Genomic DNA, 16,388 nt, shown 5'->3' on the forward strand with positions numbered 1-16,388 from the left:
GCTATAGCACCTGCGCTTAGCGCTTGATGCGGCCTTCGATGGTGGCCTGAACGGGCTTGCCCTGGGCCGTTTGCTGCTTGATGTAGTTCATGATGGCATTGCGCAGCAGTACGCCGGTGCCTTCGGGCTTGAGCGGCTTGAAGAAGGCCATGGCGTCGCCGCCACCAGCCAGGTAGTCGGAAATGGCAATGGCGTAGTTGCGGGTGGCGTCGAAGGGCTGGCCGCCGATGAGAATGGCTTCAGGCTTGCCTTCGGGCGTAATGGTGAACGTAGCACCCGAAACGGCCATTTTGGTGCGGGCGGCGAAATCGAACAGCTGCTGCACCACGGCGCCGGGCGCGTCGAGCACCACCAGCTGGTTTTCAAACGGCATCAGCTCGAACACCGTGCCCACCGTTACGGGACCGGCCGGGATAGGGGCCCGCAGGCCGCCGTTGGTCACCACACCCAGCGGAATGGGGCGTCCCAGCGCCTTTTCGGCCTCAACGCGCTGCAGGTCGCCCACGAAGTTGGACAGCAGCGACTCGCCCGACTGCTTGGTCAGGGCTACCGGGGCGTTGCCCAGCACGGTCGTCATCTGCGACACCACCTTTTCGCGGTAGGGCGCAATGGTAGCCATAGCACGGGCATCCTCGGGGATGGATTTGCCGACGGGTTGGGCTGTAACCGGCACCAGCCGGGCCTGGGGCTGATACACGGCCCGCTGGCAGGCCGGAGCCAGCGCTACGGCCGCCAGCAGGCTCAGAGCCGCAACAGAGGAACGAAAAGTACGCATGAAGAATAAGTGGCAGCGGGGAAAGCGAGCTGCAAAGTTACTCCAACCCAGACGAAACCGCCACACCCAGACGCAAACCGACCGGTAGTGAATAGCTACGCTTCCCGCCGCCGGCCCACGTACATATTTACCGGGCTACTTGGTCAGATCGTAGCTTAGCAGCACGAAAAAGCGGGTAATACCACTGCTGACGCCCTGAGAGCTGGCAAAGCCGTTGGTATTTTCCAGGCGTAGCTCCAGCGCTACGTTCCGCTGGCTGGCAGTAGTCTTCACCACGCCTATGCTGCCCACTATTCCTGCTTCGAGCCGCGCCCCTTGCATCAGCGGTTTCCACTTCTCGTCGGGCAGCGGGCTCTGGCCCGGGCCTGGTATCCGGCGAACCTCGCTTTCGTTTTTTAAGAGGTAGCTTACCCCATAGCCTGCCTGGCCAAAGGGCCGTAGTTTGCCGCTGGGCCAGGTATAGCGTAGCAGCAGCGGTACCCGCACACTCCTGATGTCGGCCCGATACTGATACTGCTGCCCGGTACCGACGCCGTCGGTTGCAACCGCCGTTTCGTACTGCTGGGCGTGGTAGAGTGCCTGCAACTGCAACATCAGCTTTTCGCTGACTCTGTTGATGGGCACCGCTACGCCAAGGCCGATTACAGGCTGAATGCCCGCCGTTGTATTCGAACGAACATTTAGGAAGAACCGGTCGTCGGTTAAAGCCAGGCGGCTACTGCCGGCACCAGCCAGCAGCAGTAGCCGGGCAGGCGGCGTGCGCACCGCCAGTGAAGGCGCCGGCGCATCGCCCACGCACTCGTTGTAGCGCTCTACCAACCGGGTCAGGGGCCGCAGCCCAAATTCCACTTCGACAACTGCGGGCTGCAGCGCAATGCACTGCCGGGTTGCCTCCTGAAGTGTATAGCGAAAGTTGTTATTTTTCTTGTTGTAAAAGGCCAAATTGCCGGACTTGTGCCTGGACTCAATCCCACTATCGTACAAAGATTTGGGACCAACTACCTGCTCGGTGCCCTGTACCAGCTCGATTACTTGTCCGGTGGAAGTGCGTAGGTAATAATGCGACCGGCTTAGGCGGTCTTCGAGGTAAAGCAACGAAAGGGTGCCCTGCACCACCGTTTCCAGAAATACGGGCTGCTGCAACGTGTCCACGCGGGCCTGTGCAAACGACTGCTGCTGTAGCGAGTCGGCCAGCATAATGGTTTCGGTTTGATAGGTGCGGCCTTTGCGAAGGCCGTAGCCCCACAGCTCGGCCGGGAGGTAGCGTTGCACGGGTCCGTCCGGCGTGGCGCGGAAACCTACCTGCCGGGCATTACGCTGGGGCCCGCGGGCATCTACCTCGCCGCGCAGCGTGTCGCCACTGAGCGGAAGCACGTAGCCGGGGCGGAAACTAGACTGGGCCGCGGCCCCGAAGGAAGCACCTAAAAAGGCAGTAAAGAGTAGTTTTTTCAGCATATATACGATTCTGAGAAGCTGGATTGAACGATTGATATCGATTGTTGCCAGATTGAAACCGGGCAAAGATACCGGGGCCATTTCTAGCTAACAACCCCGATTTCCGGCCCCGAAACAGTATCTTTAAGCCGCGCCTCCGGGTGCGCTATTTCCCACCCCACCCCGCTGCCATATGGCCGATTTGCCGCAACCCGTGCCGGTTTCCTTTCCCGAATTTCAGCCCCTGACCACTGCCAAGTGGCAGGAGCGCCTCACCCGCGACCTGAAGGGCCAGGACCCGGCTACGCTGCGCTGGCAGACGCCCGATGGTTTCACGGTGGAACCGTTCTATCATCAGGAAGCCCTCGCGGAGCTGGGCGGTGCGCCCGCGCCGCTGATGCGGGCCGCCGGTGCATGGCGAAACGTGCCTACCTACGTGGTGCCGGCCGCCAGCCGGGGCCACGAGGCCATCGACCGGGCTGCGGCGGCGCTGAAGCTGGGAGCCGAAGGCGCCCACTTCGTGCTAACCCAGGCCGATGAGTTTGATGCCGATTACCTGGCACAGCAGCTGCCACTGGCCGACACCTACGTGGGCTATTCGCTGCGGCGCGGCGCGGCCGGGCTGCTGGGGCGGCTGTATGCTGCCGCCGGAGCACCCTTGCGCGGCTTTATGGTGTCCGACCCCATCACCCACCACGCGCCCGATTTGGCCACTCAGCGGCAGGAGTTGCACGAGGTGCTGACCGCCAGCCGGGCGTGGCCCGAGTTCCGGGCCTTGGGTCTGGATGCCGCGTATTACGGCAACCGTGGGGCTACTGCCACCCAGCAGATTGCCTTTGCCCTGAACACGGCTGCCCACTACCTCAGCAAGCTGCCCAATGAGGAGCTGACTGTAGCCGATGTGGCGGCCGCGCTGCACCTGCATGTGGCCGTGGCGCCCAACTACTTCTTCGAAATTGCCAAGCTGCGGGCCCTGCGCCGGCTGTGGGCCACGCTGCTGCACGCCTACGGGTTGCCGGCCGAAGCGGCGGAACGCCTGACGGTTTTCGCCAGCACCGCCACCTGGAGCCAGACCACCCTCGACCCGCACACCAACCTGCTACGCCACGCCACCGAGGCCATGAGCGCCGTGCTCGGCGGGGCTGATGCCGTGAGCGTGGGCACGTTCGACAGCCTGTTTCACGAGCCCAACGACTTTGCCGAGCGCCTGGCCCGCAACCTGCCGGTGCTACTGCGCGAGGAGGCCCATTTGGGCCAGGTACAGGATGCGGCCGCCGGCTCCTACTACCTCGAAACCCTTACCGATACGCTGGCCCGCGAGGCCTGGGTCCTGTTTCAGCGGCTCGAAGCCGCGGGCGGCCTACCCGCCGCTACCGGCCAGGTGCTGGCGCTGCTGCACGAAACGGCCCAGGCACAGTTCCGCCGGGTGGCCACTGGCGAGCAGGTAGTCATCGGCACCAACCGCTACCAAAACGCCCAGGAGCAGTTCGACTTCAACCCCAAGCGCCTGCTGCGCAGCCCCGGCTTCGATAGTACCCGCGCCACTTACCCCACCGAAGTGCTGCGGCTGGCCACGGCCCTGCACTTCGAGCGGCGCGAGCTGAAGAAGAAGCGGGCGGCACTGGTGCTGCTAGGCGCGCATACCAACGAAACCATTCTCGAATCTTTTCTGCAGACGCTACCCGAGTTGGAGCGACCAGAATTGCGCCATGCCCATCCCGAGGGCACGCTGTCGGTGCTGTTTTCGTCGCCCGAACAGGCCACGCTCATGTACGCTACGCCCGAGCAGTTCGGCCGCTTGGCCCGCACCGTTAGTGGCGTGCCGCTCGACGAATCTGGCTTCGTACCTCCAACCTTGCTCACCGCCGATTTAGCTACCATGCAGGAGGCTGTGCAGGTATTCGGGTTGAAGGAATTCACGGTGGAGGGTTATAGCACCGAAGACGTGCTGGCACGCCTGCAGGGTCGGGACGCATCGCCCGGATCTGCCGGAACCACCGAAGCCGAATAACCGCTTTTTATAGTATCCTTTTGATAAGCGGGCGCGCGCCATGCGCCCCGACGCGCCCGGCGGACTTACCCCGACGGACGCATACAATCCGCCCTTGCATGCCCGACTTCTCCCAGATACCCTACGACGCCGCCCAACTACCTGCGCCGGCCGCTGCTCCTATTTCCGAGCCCAACACCACGCCCGAGGGCATCACGCTCAAGCCCTACTACACGGCCGCCGATGTGCAGCACCTCGACCATCTGGGTTTTGGGGCGGGCGTGGCGCCGTATCTGCGGGGGCCGTACAGCTCGATGTATGTGCAGAAACCCTGGACGGTGCGCCAGTACGCGGGGTTTAGCACGGCCGAGGAAAGCAACGCCTTCTACCGCCGCAACCTGGCCGGCGGGCAGAAGGGCCTGAGTGTAGCCTTCGATTTGGCCACCCACCGGGGCTACGACTCCGACCACGCCCGGGTACAGGGCGACGTGGGCAAGGCGGGCGTGGCCATCGACTCGGTGGAGGATATGAAGCTGCTGTTTGATGAGATTCCGCTGGACCAGATGTCGGTGAGCATGACCATGAACGGGGCCGTGCTGCCGATTATGGCCTTTTACATTGTGGCGGCCGAGGAGCAGGGCGTGGGGCCCGAGAAGCTGGCGGGCACCATTCAGAACGATATTCTGAAGGAGTTCATGGTGCGCAACACCTACATCTATCCGCCGCTGCCGAGCATGCGCATCATTGCCGATATCTTTTCCTACACGGCCGCCCACATGCCCAAATTCAACTCCATCAGCATCTCGGGCTACCATATGCAGGAGGCTGGGGCCACCGCCGACCTAGAGTTGGCCTACACCCTGGCCGATGGCCTGGAGTACGTGCGGGCCGGGTTGGCGGCGGGGCTCAAGATTGATGATTTTGCGCCCCGGCTGTCGTTTTTCTGGGCCATTGGCATGAACCACTTCATGGAAATTGCCAAGCTCCGGGCCGGGCGGCTGCTGTGGGCCAAGCTCATCCAGCAGTTCAACCCCCAGAACCAGAAAAGCCTGGCCCTGCGCACCCACTGCCAGACCTCGGGCTACTCGCTCACCGAGCAGGACCCGTTCAATAACGTGGCCCGCACGGCCGTGGAGGCCATGGCGGCCGTACTCGGCGGCACCCAGAGCCTGCACACCAACGCCCTCGACGAGGCCATTGCCCTGCCCACCGACTTCTCGGCCCGCATTGCCCGCAACACTCAGCTGTATCTGCAGCACGAAACCGACGTAACCCGCGTCGTGGACCCCTGGGGCGGCTCCTACTACGTGGAAACCCTCACCCACGAGCTGGCCGACAAAGCCTGGGCCCTGATGGCCGAAGTGGAGGAGCTGGGCGGTATGGCTAAGGCCATTGAAACCGGCCTGCCCAAAATGCGCATCGAGGAAGCCGCCGCCCGCAAGCAGGCCCGCATCGACTCGAACAAGGAAATTGTGGTGGGCGTGAACCGCTACCGCCCTTCCGAGGAGCAGCAAATCGACGTGCTCGACATCGACAACGCGGCCGTGCGCGAGTCGCAGATTGCCCGCTTGCAGCATACCAAAGCCAACCGCGACGAAGCGGCCGTACAGGCGGCCCTAACGGCCCTAACAGATGCGGCCCGCGACGAGAACGGCAACCTGCTGGCGCTGGCCGTGGATGCGGCCCGCCTGCGCGCCACGCTGGGCGAAATTTCGGATGCCTTAGAGAAGGTGTACGGCCGCCACCAGGCCACTATCCGGGCTATTTCGGGGGTTTATTCGCAGGAGATGAGCTACGACGAGCAGTTTGCCAAGGCCCGCGAGGCGGCCGATGCCTTTGCCGTGCGCGAAGGCCGCCGCCCCCGCATGCTGGTGGCCAAAATGGGCCAGGACGGCCATGACCGAGGCTCTAAAATCATTGCCACCTCCTTCGCCGACGTGGGCTTCGACGTGGACATTGCGCCCCTGTTCCAGACGCCCGACGAGGTGGCCCGCCAGGCGGCCGAAAACGACGTGCACGTGGTGGGCGTGAGCAGCCTCGCCGCCGGCCACAAAACCCTGATTCCGCAGCTGCTCGCGGAGCTCAAGCAGCTCGACCGCGAAGATATCCTCGTCATTGCCGGCGGTGTCATCCCGGCCCAGGACTACAAGTTTCTCTTCGATGCCGGCGTGGCCGGCGTGTACGGCCCCGGCACCGTCATTGCCATTGCCGCCCAGGAGATTCTGACGAAGCTAGGGGAAGAGTAGGCGGTAGTTTTCCTGTATTTTTCAACCACCAGAGTCGGGCTTTCCGGTTCTGGTGGTCCTTTTTTAGGCTTATATGGCGTTTCCCATCAATATCAGTGAGTTGCTGACCGGCCAGACGGTGGAGTGGGAGCGGCTGGAGTTCAAAACCGGCTGGAACCCAGAGGATGTGGTTCATTCAATCTGCGCCTTCGCCAACGATATCAACAATCGGGGCGGGGGCTACTTGGTAATCGGGGTGGCGGAGCAGGACGGGCGGCCGGTGCTACCGCCCCAGGGCCTGCCAGCCGAGCAGCTGGACAGGATACAGAAGGAGCTGCTGAACCTCTGCCACCAGATTACGCCGCCTTATTTTCCCGTGGCTCAGCCAGTGGAGTATCAGGAGAAGATGCTGTTCATCATCTGGGTACCAGGCGGCCAGACCCGCCCCTACAAAGCGCCGCTTTCGTTGGGCAAAGAGCACAGGGGCCAGAAAGTGTATTGGGTGCGGCGGTATGCCAGCACCGTGCAGGTACGCACGGAAGCCGATGAACAGCAATTGCTGGAGTTAGCGGCCAAGGTTCCTTTCGATGACCGAATCAACCACCAGGCCGAGCTGGCCGATTTGAGTCCGGCCTTAATTCGGGACTTTCTGCGCGAAGTCAAAAGCAACCTGGCCCTGGAGGCGGAAACAATGCCTTTTGCCGACCTATGCGAACAAATGCGTTTGGTAAGCGGGCCACCAGAGTATCGGAAGCCGCTGAACATCGGATTACTCATGTTCAACGAGCAGCCCGAACGCTTCTTCCGGGGGGCAGTCATTGAAGTAATCGTCTACCATGATGAAGTGGGCGACAGTTTCACCGAGAAGCGCTTCACCGGTCCTCTGTCGCGGCAGCTGCGGCAGGCACTGGAGTTTTTGCGTAATCAGGTGGTGCGGGAAGAAGTGCTCAAGATATCGGGGCGGGCCGAGGCTGAACGGTTTTTCAACTACCCCTACGATGCGTTGGAAGAGGCACTGGCTAACGCCGTGTACCACCGCAGCTACGAGAGCCAGCAGACCATCGAGGTAAACGTGCGCCCCGGGCAGCTGGAAATCATCAGCTACCCGGGGGCGCTGCCGCCGGTTACGCCCGCTATGCTCACGCAGCCGCGCATCGTGTCGCGCGATTACCGCAACCGCCGGGTCGGCGACTTCCTGCGGGAGCTGCACCTGACGGAAGGCCGCGCCACTGGACTGCCCAAAATTCGCCGGAGCATGCAGCAGAACGGGTCGCCGCCGCCCGTCTTCACTATGGACGAGGCCCACTCCTACTTCCTGACCACGCTGCCCATTCATCCGCATTTCGTAACGCGGGTGCTGACCGAGCGCGAGCGGCAAATCCTGCGCTTCTGCCAGCAGCCGCGCAGCCGCAAGGGTATTCTAGCGCAGGTGGGCCTGGGGGCCTCACTCACCAACTCCACCCGCCACATCACGCCTTTGCTGACTGCTGGCTACCTATCGTTCACCATCCCGGCAACGCCCAAACACCTGCGCCAGCAGTACCTAATTACTGTTCGAGGGCAACAGGCATTGAGCGACGCGTAGCCATCAAGTGTATATGTATTAGCTACCAAACTGCCTTACCGGCTATCTAAAGAGCCTTTCCAACGCCAATACGTGTATATGTAGTGCATATGTTTAGCACATCTGCGGCGCTGACCGTAACTTGAGCCACTGCTGCTTCAACGGCGCTCATATTCTCGTCATTACCGGCGGCGTCATCCCGGCCCAGGACTACGCGTTTCTCTTTGATGCCGGCGTGGCCGGCGTGTACGGCCCCGGTACCGTCATTGCCATTGCCGCCCAGGAGATTTTGGTGAAGCTGGGGGAATCATAATATGAGATGGAATTTATGAAATATATTCTGATAAAAATATTTATGTTTTTACCCATAATTAGTTATGCACAGAATATTTCAACTTCCCGTAGAAAAGGTATTTTTGATAATCTGGAAAGTGCTTTTAAATATCCCGAAAGAGTTAAGCTTCTTGATTTAAGAGGGAAAAACTTGGATTCGTTATCCTCGTCAATAGCTCAATTTAAAAACTTGGAAGTATTACTTCTTGGAAGCAGACTTCGCAATCTTTGGCTATATCCACGAGCCTGGAAGTATGAGCTTAGACTAAAACGCCTTCCAGCAGGAGGATACGCTCATCTTCATGGGCGCGGGAATGGAATTTATTATTTGCAGAATAGGTTAGAGCATTTGCCTAGTATTTTGAGCAAACTGACCAATATGATGGTTTTAGACATTCGTTCCACGCGAATAAGTGATAATGAAGGAGAAGAAATAGAAAAACAACTTCTCGAAGTTAATCCTGAAATCAACATTATTAAGGAATCAATGAATTCAGAACAACGTATCAGAGCAAAGAAATATATGCTCAGATACGATATTAAATACTGGTAAATATTCATTATATAGCGGTTTCGTGAACCGTAGACACAGGCTATAGAGACGCATCTTTGCGTCTTATTATCCGCACCGTTAAACGGGCCGTTTATTGTGTCCGTTCAAAGATGAGACGCAAAGATGCGTCTCCACATCGGGCTGGATGCACCGTTCGCGAAACCGCTATATAGTTTGCTAGATTTCAGCAATCATTAATGCTCATCCCCGACCACGACCAAATCGACGCCGATATTGACTGGTTTGCCACCGATGCGGCGGGCCATGTGCTGCACGTGGCGTCGGGCGGCGGGGTGCTGCCGGGCTCGGTAGCCGCCTCGCAGGCCGATTTACTGGGGCTGCACCAGCACTTCCTCACGCGGCCGGAAACCGGGGCGGCGCAGCTGGCGGAAGGCGTCGATATGGCCGAAGCATCCGGTGCGGCCCGCTACGCCCGGCGCGGCCTGTTCTCGTTCGCCAAAACCAACCTGCACAACCGCGCTGATTCACGCTACCAGCTGGTGGCCCGCCCAGCGGTGCCGCTGCTGCTGGCCGAACTGCCCCCGGAGCTGGCGCAGCTGCTGCACCGCACCCAACTGCCCGGCTCGGTAGCAACTCTCGACCAACTCGACGCGGCAGCTATTGCCTGATTACCGGCCTACTGCTGAACGATACATGCCAACGCCCCGCCTCCTGGCAAACCGGAGGGCGGGGCGTTGAGCGTTTCGGGAGGAGCCGGTTGGGGCTACTCGGGCAGCACCGCCAGGGCGTGGTCGTTGCCTTTTTGGCGGGCCAGGTCGCGGGCCGATTGGCCTTTGTTGTCGCGCAGGGTGGCATCGGCCCCGGCGGCGAGGAGCAGGTCGAGGAATTCGTGGCGGCCGAACAGCACGGCGAACATGAGGGCCGTGCTGCCCTCGCCGTTGCGGGCGTTGAGTTCGGCCCCGTGGTCGAGGAGCAGCTGGGCCATGCCGGTGTGGCCCTTGAACGCGACGCCCATCAGGACGGTGTTACCGCCACCGACGGGCTGGTTGGGGTTGGCCCCGCCGGCGAGCAGGGCGCGGGTGGCGTCGAGGTGGGCGTCGTAGGCGGCCAGCACGAGGGGCGTGAAGCCGCGGCCGTCGGGGGCGTTAGCGTTGGCCCCTTCGGCCAGCAGGCGCGTGATGGTTGCCGCATCGTTTTGGCGGACGGCGGCAAGTAGCTGGTCTTGCAGGTCAGTGGCGGACATGGGCGGGTGAGTTGGTTGGGTGTAGGCGAGCAGAGGCGGGATACCGCCGGCAAGCGCGAGGATGCGCATTATCGGGCCACCCATAATGGGCCGCCCAGGCCCCTCATACGGCCAAAGCGCGCAATGGATTCCGGCACGGTGAATTCGGCAATGGCGCATTCAGGAGACTTACGCCACGGCCAACTTAGACTCCATCGGCAGGGCCAGCTGCGCTTGGCGGCGCAGGTGCCGGCGCGTAATCACTACGGAAAGCACGATGGTTAACACCCGAAACACGTTGGCCCCTACGCTGCCCACGGCCGAATTATCCACCTCAAACAGCATCCACCACCCGTTCATAAACACGTGCAGGAAGATGGGCACCCACAGATTTTTCCAGCTTTTGAAGAGCCAGCCGAACCAGACCCCACCCCCAAACGTGATGGCCATCACGCTGACGGCGGACATAAAATCATGGCTCTGGTAAAGGTGCAGCGAGGCGAAAATACCAGACTCGACCAGAATCACCAGCAGCCAGGGCAGCTTTCCGTGGCGGTAGAGCTGGCCGAAGAGGAAGCCCCGAAACAGCGTTTCCTCGCGCAAGCCAGCCAGTAGCGCGCCACCAAACAACCCCGAAAGCAGGGCCGGACCCGCCTTGGTGGTGAGCGGAAACAGCACCGCGTAGCCCAGCAGCATGGGCAGGGTACAGCCGAGGCCCATCAGCAGCCCCGTGCCAATGGGGGCCTGCCAACCCAGTTCCGACAGCACCCGACGGGGGCCGCACCAAATTGCCAGCATCAGCATCGGAACCCAAATCCACGAGCAGGAGATGTAAAGCAGGGTTTCCAGCTTGGAAAGTTCGCTGGGCTCCACGCCCAGCAGTTGCATGGCGTAGCCAGGGCCATACAGCGCCAGTAGGAAGGTTGAAAATGTAACGGCTACAAGTAAGAGGCGCTTTTTCATGACGTTTGAGGTAGTAGTGATGCCTCAAAAGTGCGGCACCAGCCCCCGTCAGGAAATGAGAAAAGCGGTAATCCGGGGAAAAATCCGATGAAGTCCCCCAACTCGGGGTTGAACTGCTTCAGCCCCAATTTCCCCTCCTTGAAGCCGTTTACAAAGTCCCCGGAATCAATCAGAACGTCATGCTGAGCGCAGTCGAAGCATCTCTACCACCAAAGTAGACATGCCACTGCGGTAGAGATGCTTCGACAGGCTCAACATGACGTTCTGATTGATTCCGGGGACTTTGTAAACGGCTTCAGCTTTATTTCCTTACCACTTCCTCACCCCATTACCTCATCACCCAACTACGCCATGGCCCGCACCAGCACCCGGCGCAGCGGGGGCCATTGGGCGGCCCGGAACGCCCCTTCGACCAGCCAGGGGGCGCGGGCCAGCAGGCGCATGAGGCGGTAGCGGCGGGCCAGGTCGCGGCCCAGGCGGCGCTCCACGGCGGCGGCGTAGGGCGCGAGGGCCTCGGGGCCGAAGGTGTTGGCGGCGCAGCAGCGGGCGGCGTGCTCGGCGGCCAGCAGCCCGCTGATAACGGCCGTATCGATGCCGTGGCCCTGCAGCGGGTCGATGAGGGCGGCCGCGTCGCCGCAGAGCAGGGCGCGGGTTCCGGTAAGGGGCCGGCTAGAGCCACCCAGTGGCAGCCCGAAACCTTGAATTGGGCCGAGTTGGCGGGCCCGGGTGAAACGCGGCACCAGGTGCGGGTGGGTTTCGAGCAGCTCCTGCAACACCAGTTTCAGGTCGAGTTTCTGGCGCGCCACATCCGAGGAAAGCATGCCGAAGCCCACGTTGAAACGGCCCGCGCCCACCGGGAACACCCAGCAGTAGCCGGCCCGGTAACGCCCCAGAAACAGAAAGTCGCTGGTGGTGGCGGGCACGTCGTCCACGTCTTCGAAGTAGGCCCGCACGGCGGCGCAGTGCCGGGTCCGGTCGAGGGGCGCGGGGGCCAGGGCGCGGGCTACGGCCGAATGGGCCCCGTCGCAGCCGATGAGCAGGCGGGCCATGAGGCGGCTGCCGTCGGCGAGCTGCACCGCCGCGCCGTCGGCATCGGCCGTTACGGTTTTCACGGGGCTGTTCTCACGGATGTCGGTATTGGTGCGGCGGCGCACAAGCGTGAGCAGGGCATCATCGAAATGCAGGCGCGGCGAGTTGAAGGCCGGCGCCTGCCAATGCACGCTCACGCCGGTGCCGGCCGGCGACACGAGGCGGCTGGTGCGCATGTCGGTGCGGTGGCCGGCCGTAAGTTCGCGCAGCTCGGCGGCCCAAGCGGGGTTGAGGCGGGTGAGGGCCTTGAGGGCGGGGCTGGGAATGGCGTCGCCGCACACCTTGTCGCGCGGGAATTGCGCCTTATCGAGCAGACCTACCCGCAGGCCGCTGCCGGCCAGCCCCAGCGCGCAGGCCGTACCCGCCGGCCCCGCTCCCACTATCAGCACATCGTAATCGTAGGGCATTTTTGGGGTGGGATGATTGGGACGATGGGGGAAAGTGGCGAACACAAATAACGGTCATGCTGAGCGAAGCGGAGCGCAGTCGAAGCATCTCTACCGCAATGGTAACCCTGACGGGGGGTGGGTGGCAACGAAGCGGTAGAGATGCTTCGGCTGCGGCTCCGCCTTCGCTCAGCATGACAACCGTTTCTCTTACTCCCCCCTTACCACCTCGCCATTCCCCCCTACCACCTTCCCTTACCACCTCACTTTTCCCTCCTACCCCTCCACCGCGTCGCGCAGAAAATCGGAGAACGGGCGCATGGTGCGGAAGGCGGCGGGGACGTACTCGGCCAGGTTGAGCTGGCGGGCCGTAGCATCGGCCACCGGGTGCGATACGACGAAGCTTTTGTGTTTGAGGTACTCAATATCGGGGTGGTCGGCGGGGTAGCCGGCGGGCGGGCGCTTGAGCTGCTCGCCCTCGAGGCCGGCGTAGAGCTGGCGGAAGGCGGGCGCTTCGAGGATGCGGTGCAGCGCCGGGCCGTTGTAGTCGATTTCCTGGCGGATGCGGGCCAGCTGCTCTTTTTCGGGCTGGTAGATGCCGCCGGCCAGCATCGTCTGGCCCCCGGGGCCGAGCTGAAAATAGTAGCCGGGCCCGACACTCTGCTTACCACCCACCGAAAAGTAGGCGCTGAAGTGGGTTTTGTAGGGCTCCTTGCGCTTGGAAAACCGCACGTCGCGGTAGATACGGAAGATGCACTTTTTGGCTTCCAGCGTGGCTAAGGCGGGTTCTTCGGCGGCCAGCGCTGCCAGAATTTGCCCGACCAGCACTTCAAATTCGCGCCGTAGCTGGTCGTAGGCAGGCTTGTGGGCTTGAAACCACTCCCGCTCGTTGTGGCGGGTAAGCTCGGTCAGAAAGTCGAAAAGGGCAGCTTGGTTCATGGCAGCAAAGGTAGCGGCAGCGGTTGGTTGTCGGTCATCAGAAAGCACGTCATTCAGAGCGCAGCGAAGAATCTCGCGTGCCAAAGTAATTCTGTTGTCAGGAGTTAGCATTGCACGCGAGATTCTTCGCTGCGCTCTGAATGACCTACCCTTCTAGTAACTGGCTTACTTAACCCGCTTCATCTCCTGGCGGCGCATGGGCATGCCGTCGATGGTGGCAAACAGGGCCGCTGGCGTAACCGGCTCCGTATCGCGCCGCTTCACGCCTCCGTCTTTGCCGATGAGCAGCACCCGGAACGAATCCGGCGACCCGCCCAGTTGGCGCAGGTAGTTTCGGTCGGCTTCCGGGAGGCTGGCCCAGGGCAACTCCCGCACCAGCAGGTTGCGCTCGGTGAGGCCAGCCCGGGCAGTTTGCAGCAAGGCACGCTGCTTCAGCAGCTGGGCATCGGTAGCAGTGGGCGCGCAGATGAGCAGCACCCGCTGCCGCCAATGGGCCGCTTTTAAGGTACTGGCCAGAGAGGCGGCGGGGGTGATTTGGGCCTGGGTGGTAGCGGCCGGCAACAGCGTTACAGTCATCAGCAGAAGAACGGATATTCGGATCAGCATACGCCTCTAACGCCGGAGCCGCTGGAGTGGTGCCCTGTTTTTTAGCCGGGGCAGCCGGGGCTTCGCAACACTGGCTTTTCACCGGGGCGAAGTTACCCCTCAGCCAACCTGTGCTGCCAGCCAGCGAAACAGCGTCGCATAGGCAGCAGCCCGCACATCAGGAGCCGACAGAAAGACGTCATGCACGGCGTCGGGAATGGCTTGCATTGTTACGTGCGGCCCCAGGTGGGGCCCGAGGCGGCGGATGTCGGCCACGTTGAGCACGATATCGGCGCGCCGGAACTCCTCCCGCCATTGCCGGCCGCCGGCGCTGCGCCCGGTGTGCAGCACCAGTACGGGCAGCGGCAACTCCAGCCCGCGGCGTACCTGCCGCTGGCCGCGCAGGATAGCGCCCAGCCAGCCCGCATTCACCCCAAAAACGTGGTTGGGCTTCCAGGCCAGGTTGTAGTCCCACTCGCCCCGATAGGCCTGATGCAGGCTCTGGCCGTAGGTATCGGGCAGACCGGCGGGCAGGGGCAAATTGGGTAGCGCCCGGCCCAGCATTCCGGCCAGCGGCGCGGCTAGCTTGCGCTGTAGCCACGGCTGATTGAGGGCCAGAAACGGGCTATTGAGCACCAACGCCACAAAGCTGGCCGGGTGCCGGGCCGCGTACCGGGCCGTAATCAGGCCGCCGGTAGAGTGGCCACTGAGTACGAGGCGCGAGTGGCCGGCGGCCCGGATTTTGGCCAGGGCCGCATCAAGGTCGGCGTCATACTCGCTCAGGTCGCGCACATTGTTGGGGCGCTGGTGGGGCAGCAGGGCCCGACCGTACTTGCGCAGGTCGAGGGCGAAGAAGTGGTAGCCGTGGGCGGCGTACTGCGCGGCCATTTCGCGCTGAAAAAAGTAGTCGTTGAAACCGTGCACATAGAGCACGGCCCCGACGTTAGGGGCGGCGGGCGTGGGCAGGTAACGCACCAGCACGGCCTGCACGGCGCCTTCGTAGTCGGGCAGTTGGGGCAGCACCAGCTGGCTGAAATCGGGGCCGAGCGGGTCGGGCTGGTAAGGAGGTTTCATGTGGGCAGTGTACGCAGAAATACCAAATCCGGCAATTTAACCGGCCCTGTAATGCCATTTCGAGAACGGCGTATCCTGCCGTAGAGATGCAGCAGTTGGCTACATCATTCGCAGCTTGGATTAACCCAGATTGCGAAGACCGGTGTAGGGGCGGGGCTTGTCCCCGCCCGCCGTTGAACGGTTAACATTAAACGCTTACCATTAAACGGTTACTGTTGCAGCGGCGCGAACGGCGGGCGGGGCTTGTCCCCGCCCCTACAGCGCCCTCCGCGAACTTGGCTCTATATCAGTCTGGCCGGATTCCGAGTTAGGGTGTTGCTTCCTACTTTTGACGATGAAGCTGTTTAGAAAGTCAAAAGAACGTCATGCTGAGCTTGTCGAAGCATCTCTACCGTTTCGTTACAGTCATTCAGCGAAGCGGTAGAGATGCTTCGACAAGCTCAGCATGACGTTCTAATTGATTCCGGGTACTTCCTAAACAGCTTCGATATTTTCACCTGCTTCCCGATGCGGAATCTTTTCTTTCTATCGGTGGCGGCGCTGGTACTGGTGGTGGCGCTGGCGGCCCGCCCGGCCACTCATCTGCCCGACCCCGAAGCCAACTTCCGCACCGGGCAGCTGCGCTACCCCCGGGTGCGCGAGGCCTATGCCCAATACCAGGCACCAGTGCAGCACCTGTTGCGCCGCAACGGGCTGGTTGCCGAACAGCTGGAGCTATTCGTGCGGGCCTTCAAAATTGGGCGGCGGGTGGAAGTATGGGCCCGCAACCGGGGCGAGGGGCCGTTTGTACTGCTGCGCACCTTCGGGCTTGCCGGCACTTCGGGCACGCTGGGCCCCAAGCGCCGGGCCGGCGACCGGCAGATTCCGGAGGGATTCTACACCATCAACCGCTTCAACCCCAATAGCCAGTACCTGCTTTCGCTGGGCCTCGATTACCCCAACGCGGCCGACCAGCGGCGCACCGCCCCCGGCCTCGACCCCGGCGACAATATTTTTCTACACGGCTCCAACGAAACTATCGGCTGCCTGCCCATCACCGATGCGGGCATTCGGGAGCTATATGTGCTGGCCGTGGAAGCCTACAGCGCCGGGCAGCTCAGCATTCCGGTGCACATCTTCCCGTTTGAACTGTCGGCCGACCAGCTGGCCCGCCGACAGGCCAGCCCGCATCTGGCGTTCTGGCAGGAGCTGGCCCCGGGGTATGCGTACTTCGAAACCCACCGCCAGCTACCCACCATTACGCTGGCTGCCGACGGGACCTATGTAGCCCGCTGAGCCCGGGTGCTGCCGGCGGC

General features: G+C 62.1%; 15 protein-coding genes. 7 read left to right on the top strand and 8 right to left on the bottom strand.

Annotated features, from left to right (window positions below; all coding sequences use genetic code 11):
* Positions 1 to 16: 16 nt before the first annotated feature.
* Together HW554_RS01760 and HW554_RS01765 are read right to left on the bottom strand one after the other, a co-directional pair.
* Positions 17 to 775: a 5'-nucleotidase C-terminal domain-containing protein gene (locus HW554_RS01760; protein ID WP_176906626.1), complete on the bottom strand. Its 759-nt coding sequence runs from the start codon at positions 773 to 775 to the stop codon at positions 17 to 19.
* A gap of 135 nt (positions 776 to 910) precedes the next feature.
* Positions 911 to 2,230 carry a porin family protein gene (locus HW554_RS01765; RefSeq protein WP_176906627.1) on the bottom strand — a complete coding sequence of 440 codons (1,320 nt, stop codon included), beginning with the start codon at positions 2,228 to 2,230 and terminating at the stop codon, positions 911 to 913.
* 172 nt (positions 2,231 to 2,402) lie between these two features.
* Here HW554_RS01765 and HW554_RS01770 point away from each other — a divergent pair, with 172 nt between their 5' ends.
* The 6 genes from HW554_RS01770 to HW554_RS01795 all read left to right on the top strand — a co-directional run bounded on the left by HW554_RS01770 (position 2,403) and on the right by HW554_RS01795 (position 9,503).
* Positions 2,403 to 4,220, top strand: a complete 1,818-nt coding sequence (locus HW554_RS01770) for a methylmalonyl-CoA mutase family protein (protein ID WP_176906628.1) — start codon at positions 2,403 to 2,405, stop codon at positions 4,218 to 4,220.
* A gap of 98 nt (positions 4,221 to 4,318) precedes the next feature.
* Positions 4,319 to 6,445, top strand: coding sequence for a methylmalonyl-CoA mutase (gene scpA / locus HW554_RS01775; RefSeq protein WP_176906629.1), 2,127 nt, complete (start codon positions 4,319 to 4,321; stop codon positions 6,443 to 6,445).
* A gap of 73 nt (positions 6,446 to 6,518) precedes the next feature.
* A complete protein-coding gene (locus HW554_RS01780) occupies positions 6,519 to 8,009 on the top strand; it encodes an RNA-binding domain-containing protein (RefSeq protein ID WP_176906630.1) in 1,491 nt (496 codons plus the stop codon).
* Positions 8,010 to 8,130: 121 nt separating this feature from the next.
* Positions 8,131 to 8,301, top strand: coding sequence for a hypothetical protein (locus HW554_RS01785; RefSeq protein WP_176906522.1), 171 nt, complete (start codon positions 8,131 to 8,133; stop codon positions 8,299 to 8,301).
* A 15-nt stretch (positions 8,302 to 8,316) separates the two neighbouring features.
* A complete protein-coding gene (locus HW554_RS01790; RefSeq protein WP_176906631.1) occupies positions 8,317 to 8,874 on the top strand; it encodes a hypothetical protein in 558 nt (185 codons plus the stop codon).
* Between the two features lie 197 nt (positions 8,875 to 9,071).
* Positions 9,072 to 9,503, top strand: coding sequence for a hypothetical protein (locus tag HW554_RS01795; RefSeq protein WP_176906632.1), 432 nt, complete (start codon positions 9,072 to 9,074; stop codon positions 9,501 to 9,503).
* Between the two features lie 95 nt (positions 9,504 to 9,598).
* Here HW554_RS01795 and HW554_RS01800 read toward each other — a convergent pair whose 3' ends face one another.
* The 6 genes from HW554_RS01800 to HW554_RS01825 all read right to left on the bottom strand — a co-directional run bounded on the left by HW554_RS01800 (position 9,599) and on the right by HW554_RS01825 (position 15,093).
* Positions 9,599 to 10,078 carry an ankyrin repeat domain-containing protein gene (locus HW554_RS01800; protein ID WP_176906633.1) on the bottom strand — a complete coding sequence of 160 codons (480 nt, stop codon included), beginning with the start codon at positions 10,076 to 10,078 and terminating at the stop codon, positions 9,599 to 9,601.
* A 168-nt stretch (positions 10,079 to 10,246) separates the two neighbouring features.
* The gene (locus HW554_RS01805; protein WP_176906634.1) at positions 10,247 to 11,020 is read right to left on the bottom strand and encodes a CPBP family intramembrane glutamic endopeptidase; all 774 of its coding nucleotides are present in this window, start codon (positions 11,018 to 11,020) and stop codon (positions 10,247 to 10,249) included.
* Positions 11,021 to 11,364: 344 nt separating this feature from the next.
* A complete protein-coding gene (locus HW554_RS01810) occupies positions 11,365 to 12,516 on the bottom strand; it encodes a geranylgeranyl reductase family protein (protein WP_176906635.1) in 1,152 nt (383 codons plus the stop codon).
* A gap of 255 nt (positions 12,517 to 12,771) precedes the next feature.
* Positions 12,772 to 13,434, bottom strand: coding sequence for a DUF2461 domain-containing protein (locus tag HW554_RS01815; RefSeq protein ID WP_176906636.1), 663 nt, complete (start codon positions 13,432 to 13,434; stop codon positions 12,772 to 12,774).
* Between the two features lie 165 nt (positions 13,435 to 13,599).
* Positions 13,600 to 14,010, bottom strand: a complete 411-nt coding sequence (locus HW554_RS01820; RefSeq protein ID WP_176906637.1) for a DUF4174 domain-containing protein — start codon at positions 14,008 to 14,010, stop codon at positions 13,600 to 13,602.
* A gap of 129 nt (positions 14,011 to 14,139) precedes the next feature.
* Positions 14,140 to 15,093 carry an alpha/beta hydrolase gene (locus tag HW554_RS01825; RefSeq protein ID WP_176906638.1) on the bottom strand — a complete coding sequence of 318 codons (954 nt, stop codon included), beginning with the start codon at positions 15,091 to 15,093 and terminating at the stop codon, positions 14,140 to 14,142.
* A 507-nt stretch (positions 15,094 to 15,600) separates the two neighbouring features.
* On the opposite strand from HW554_RS01825, the gene HW554_RS01830 reads away from it, so the two are divergent.
* Entirely contained in the window at positions 15,601 to 16,368 is a 768-nt protein-coding gene (locus HW554_RS01830; RefSeq protein ID WP_176906639.1) for a L,D-transpeptidase family protein, read from the top strand.
* Positions 16,369 to 16,388: the final 20 nt, after the last annotated feature.

It is taken from the genome of Hymenobacter lapidiphilus (assembly GCF_013377885.1).
Classification (GTDB): Bacteria; Bacteroidota; Bacteroidia; order Cytophagales; family Hymenobacteraceae; genus Hymenobacter; species Hymenobacter lapidiphilus.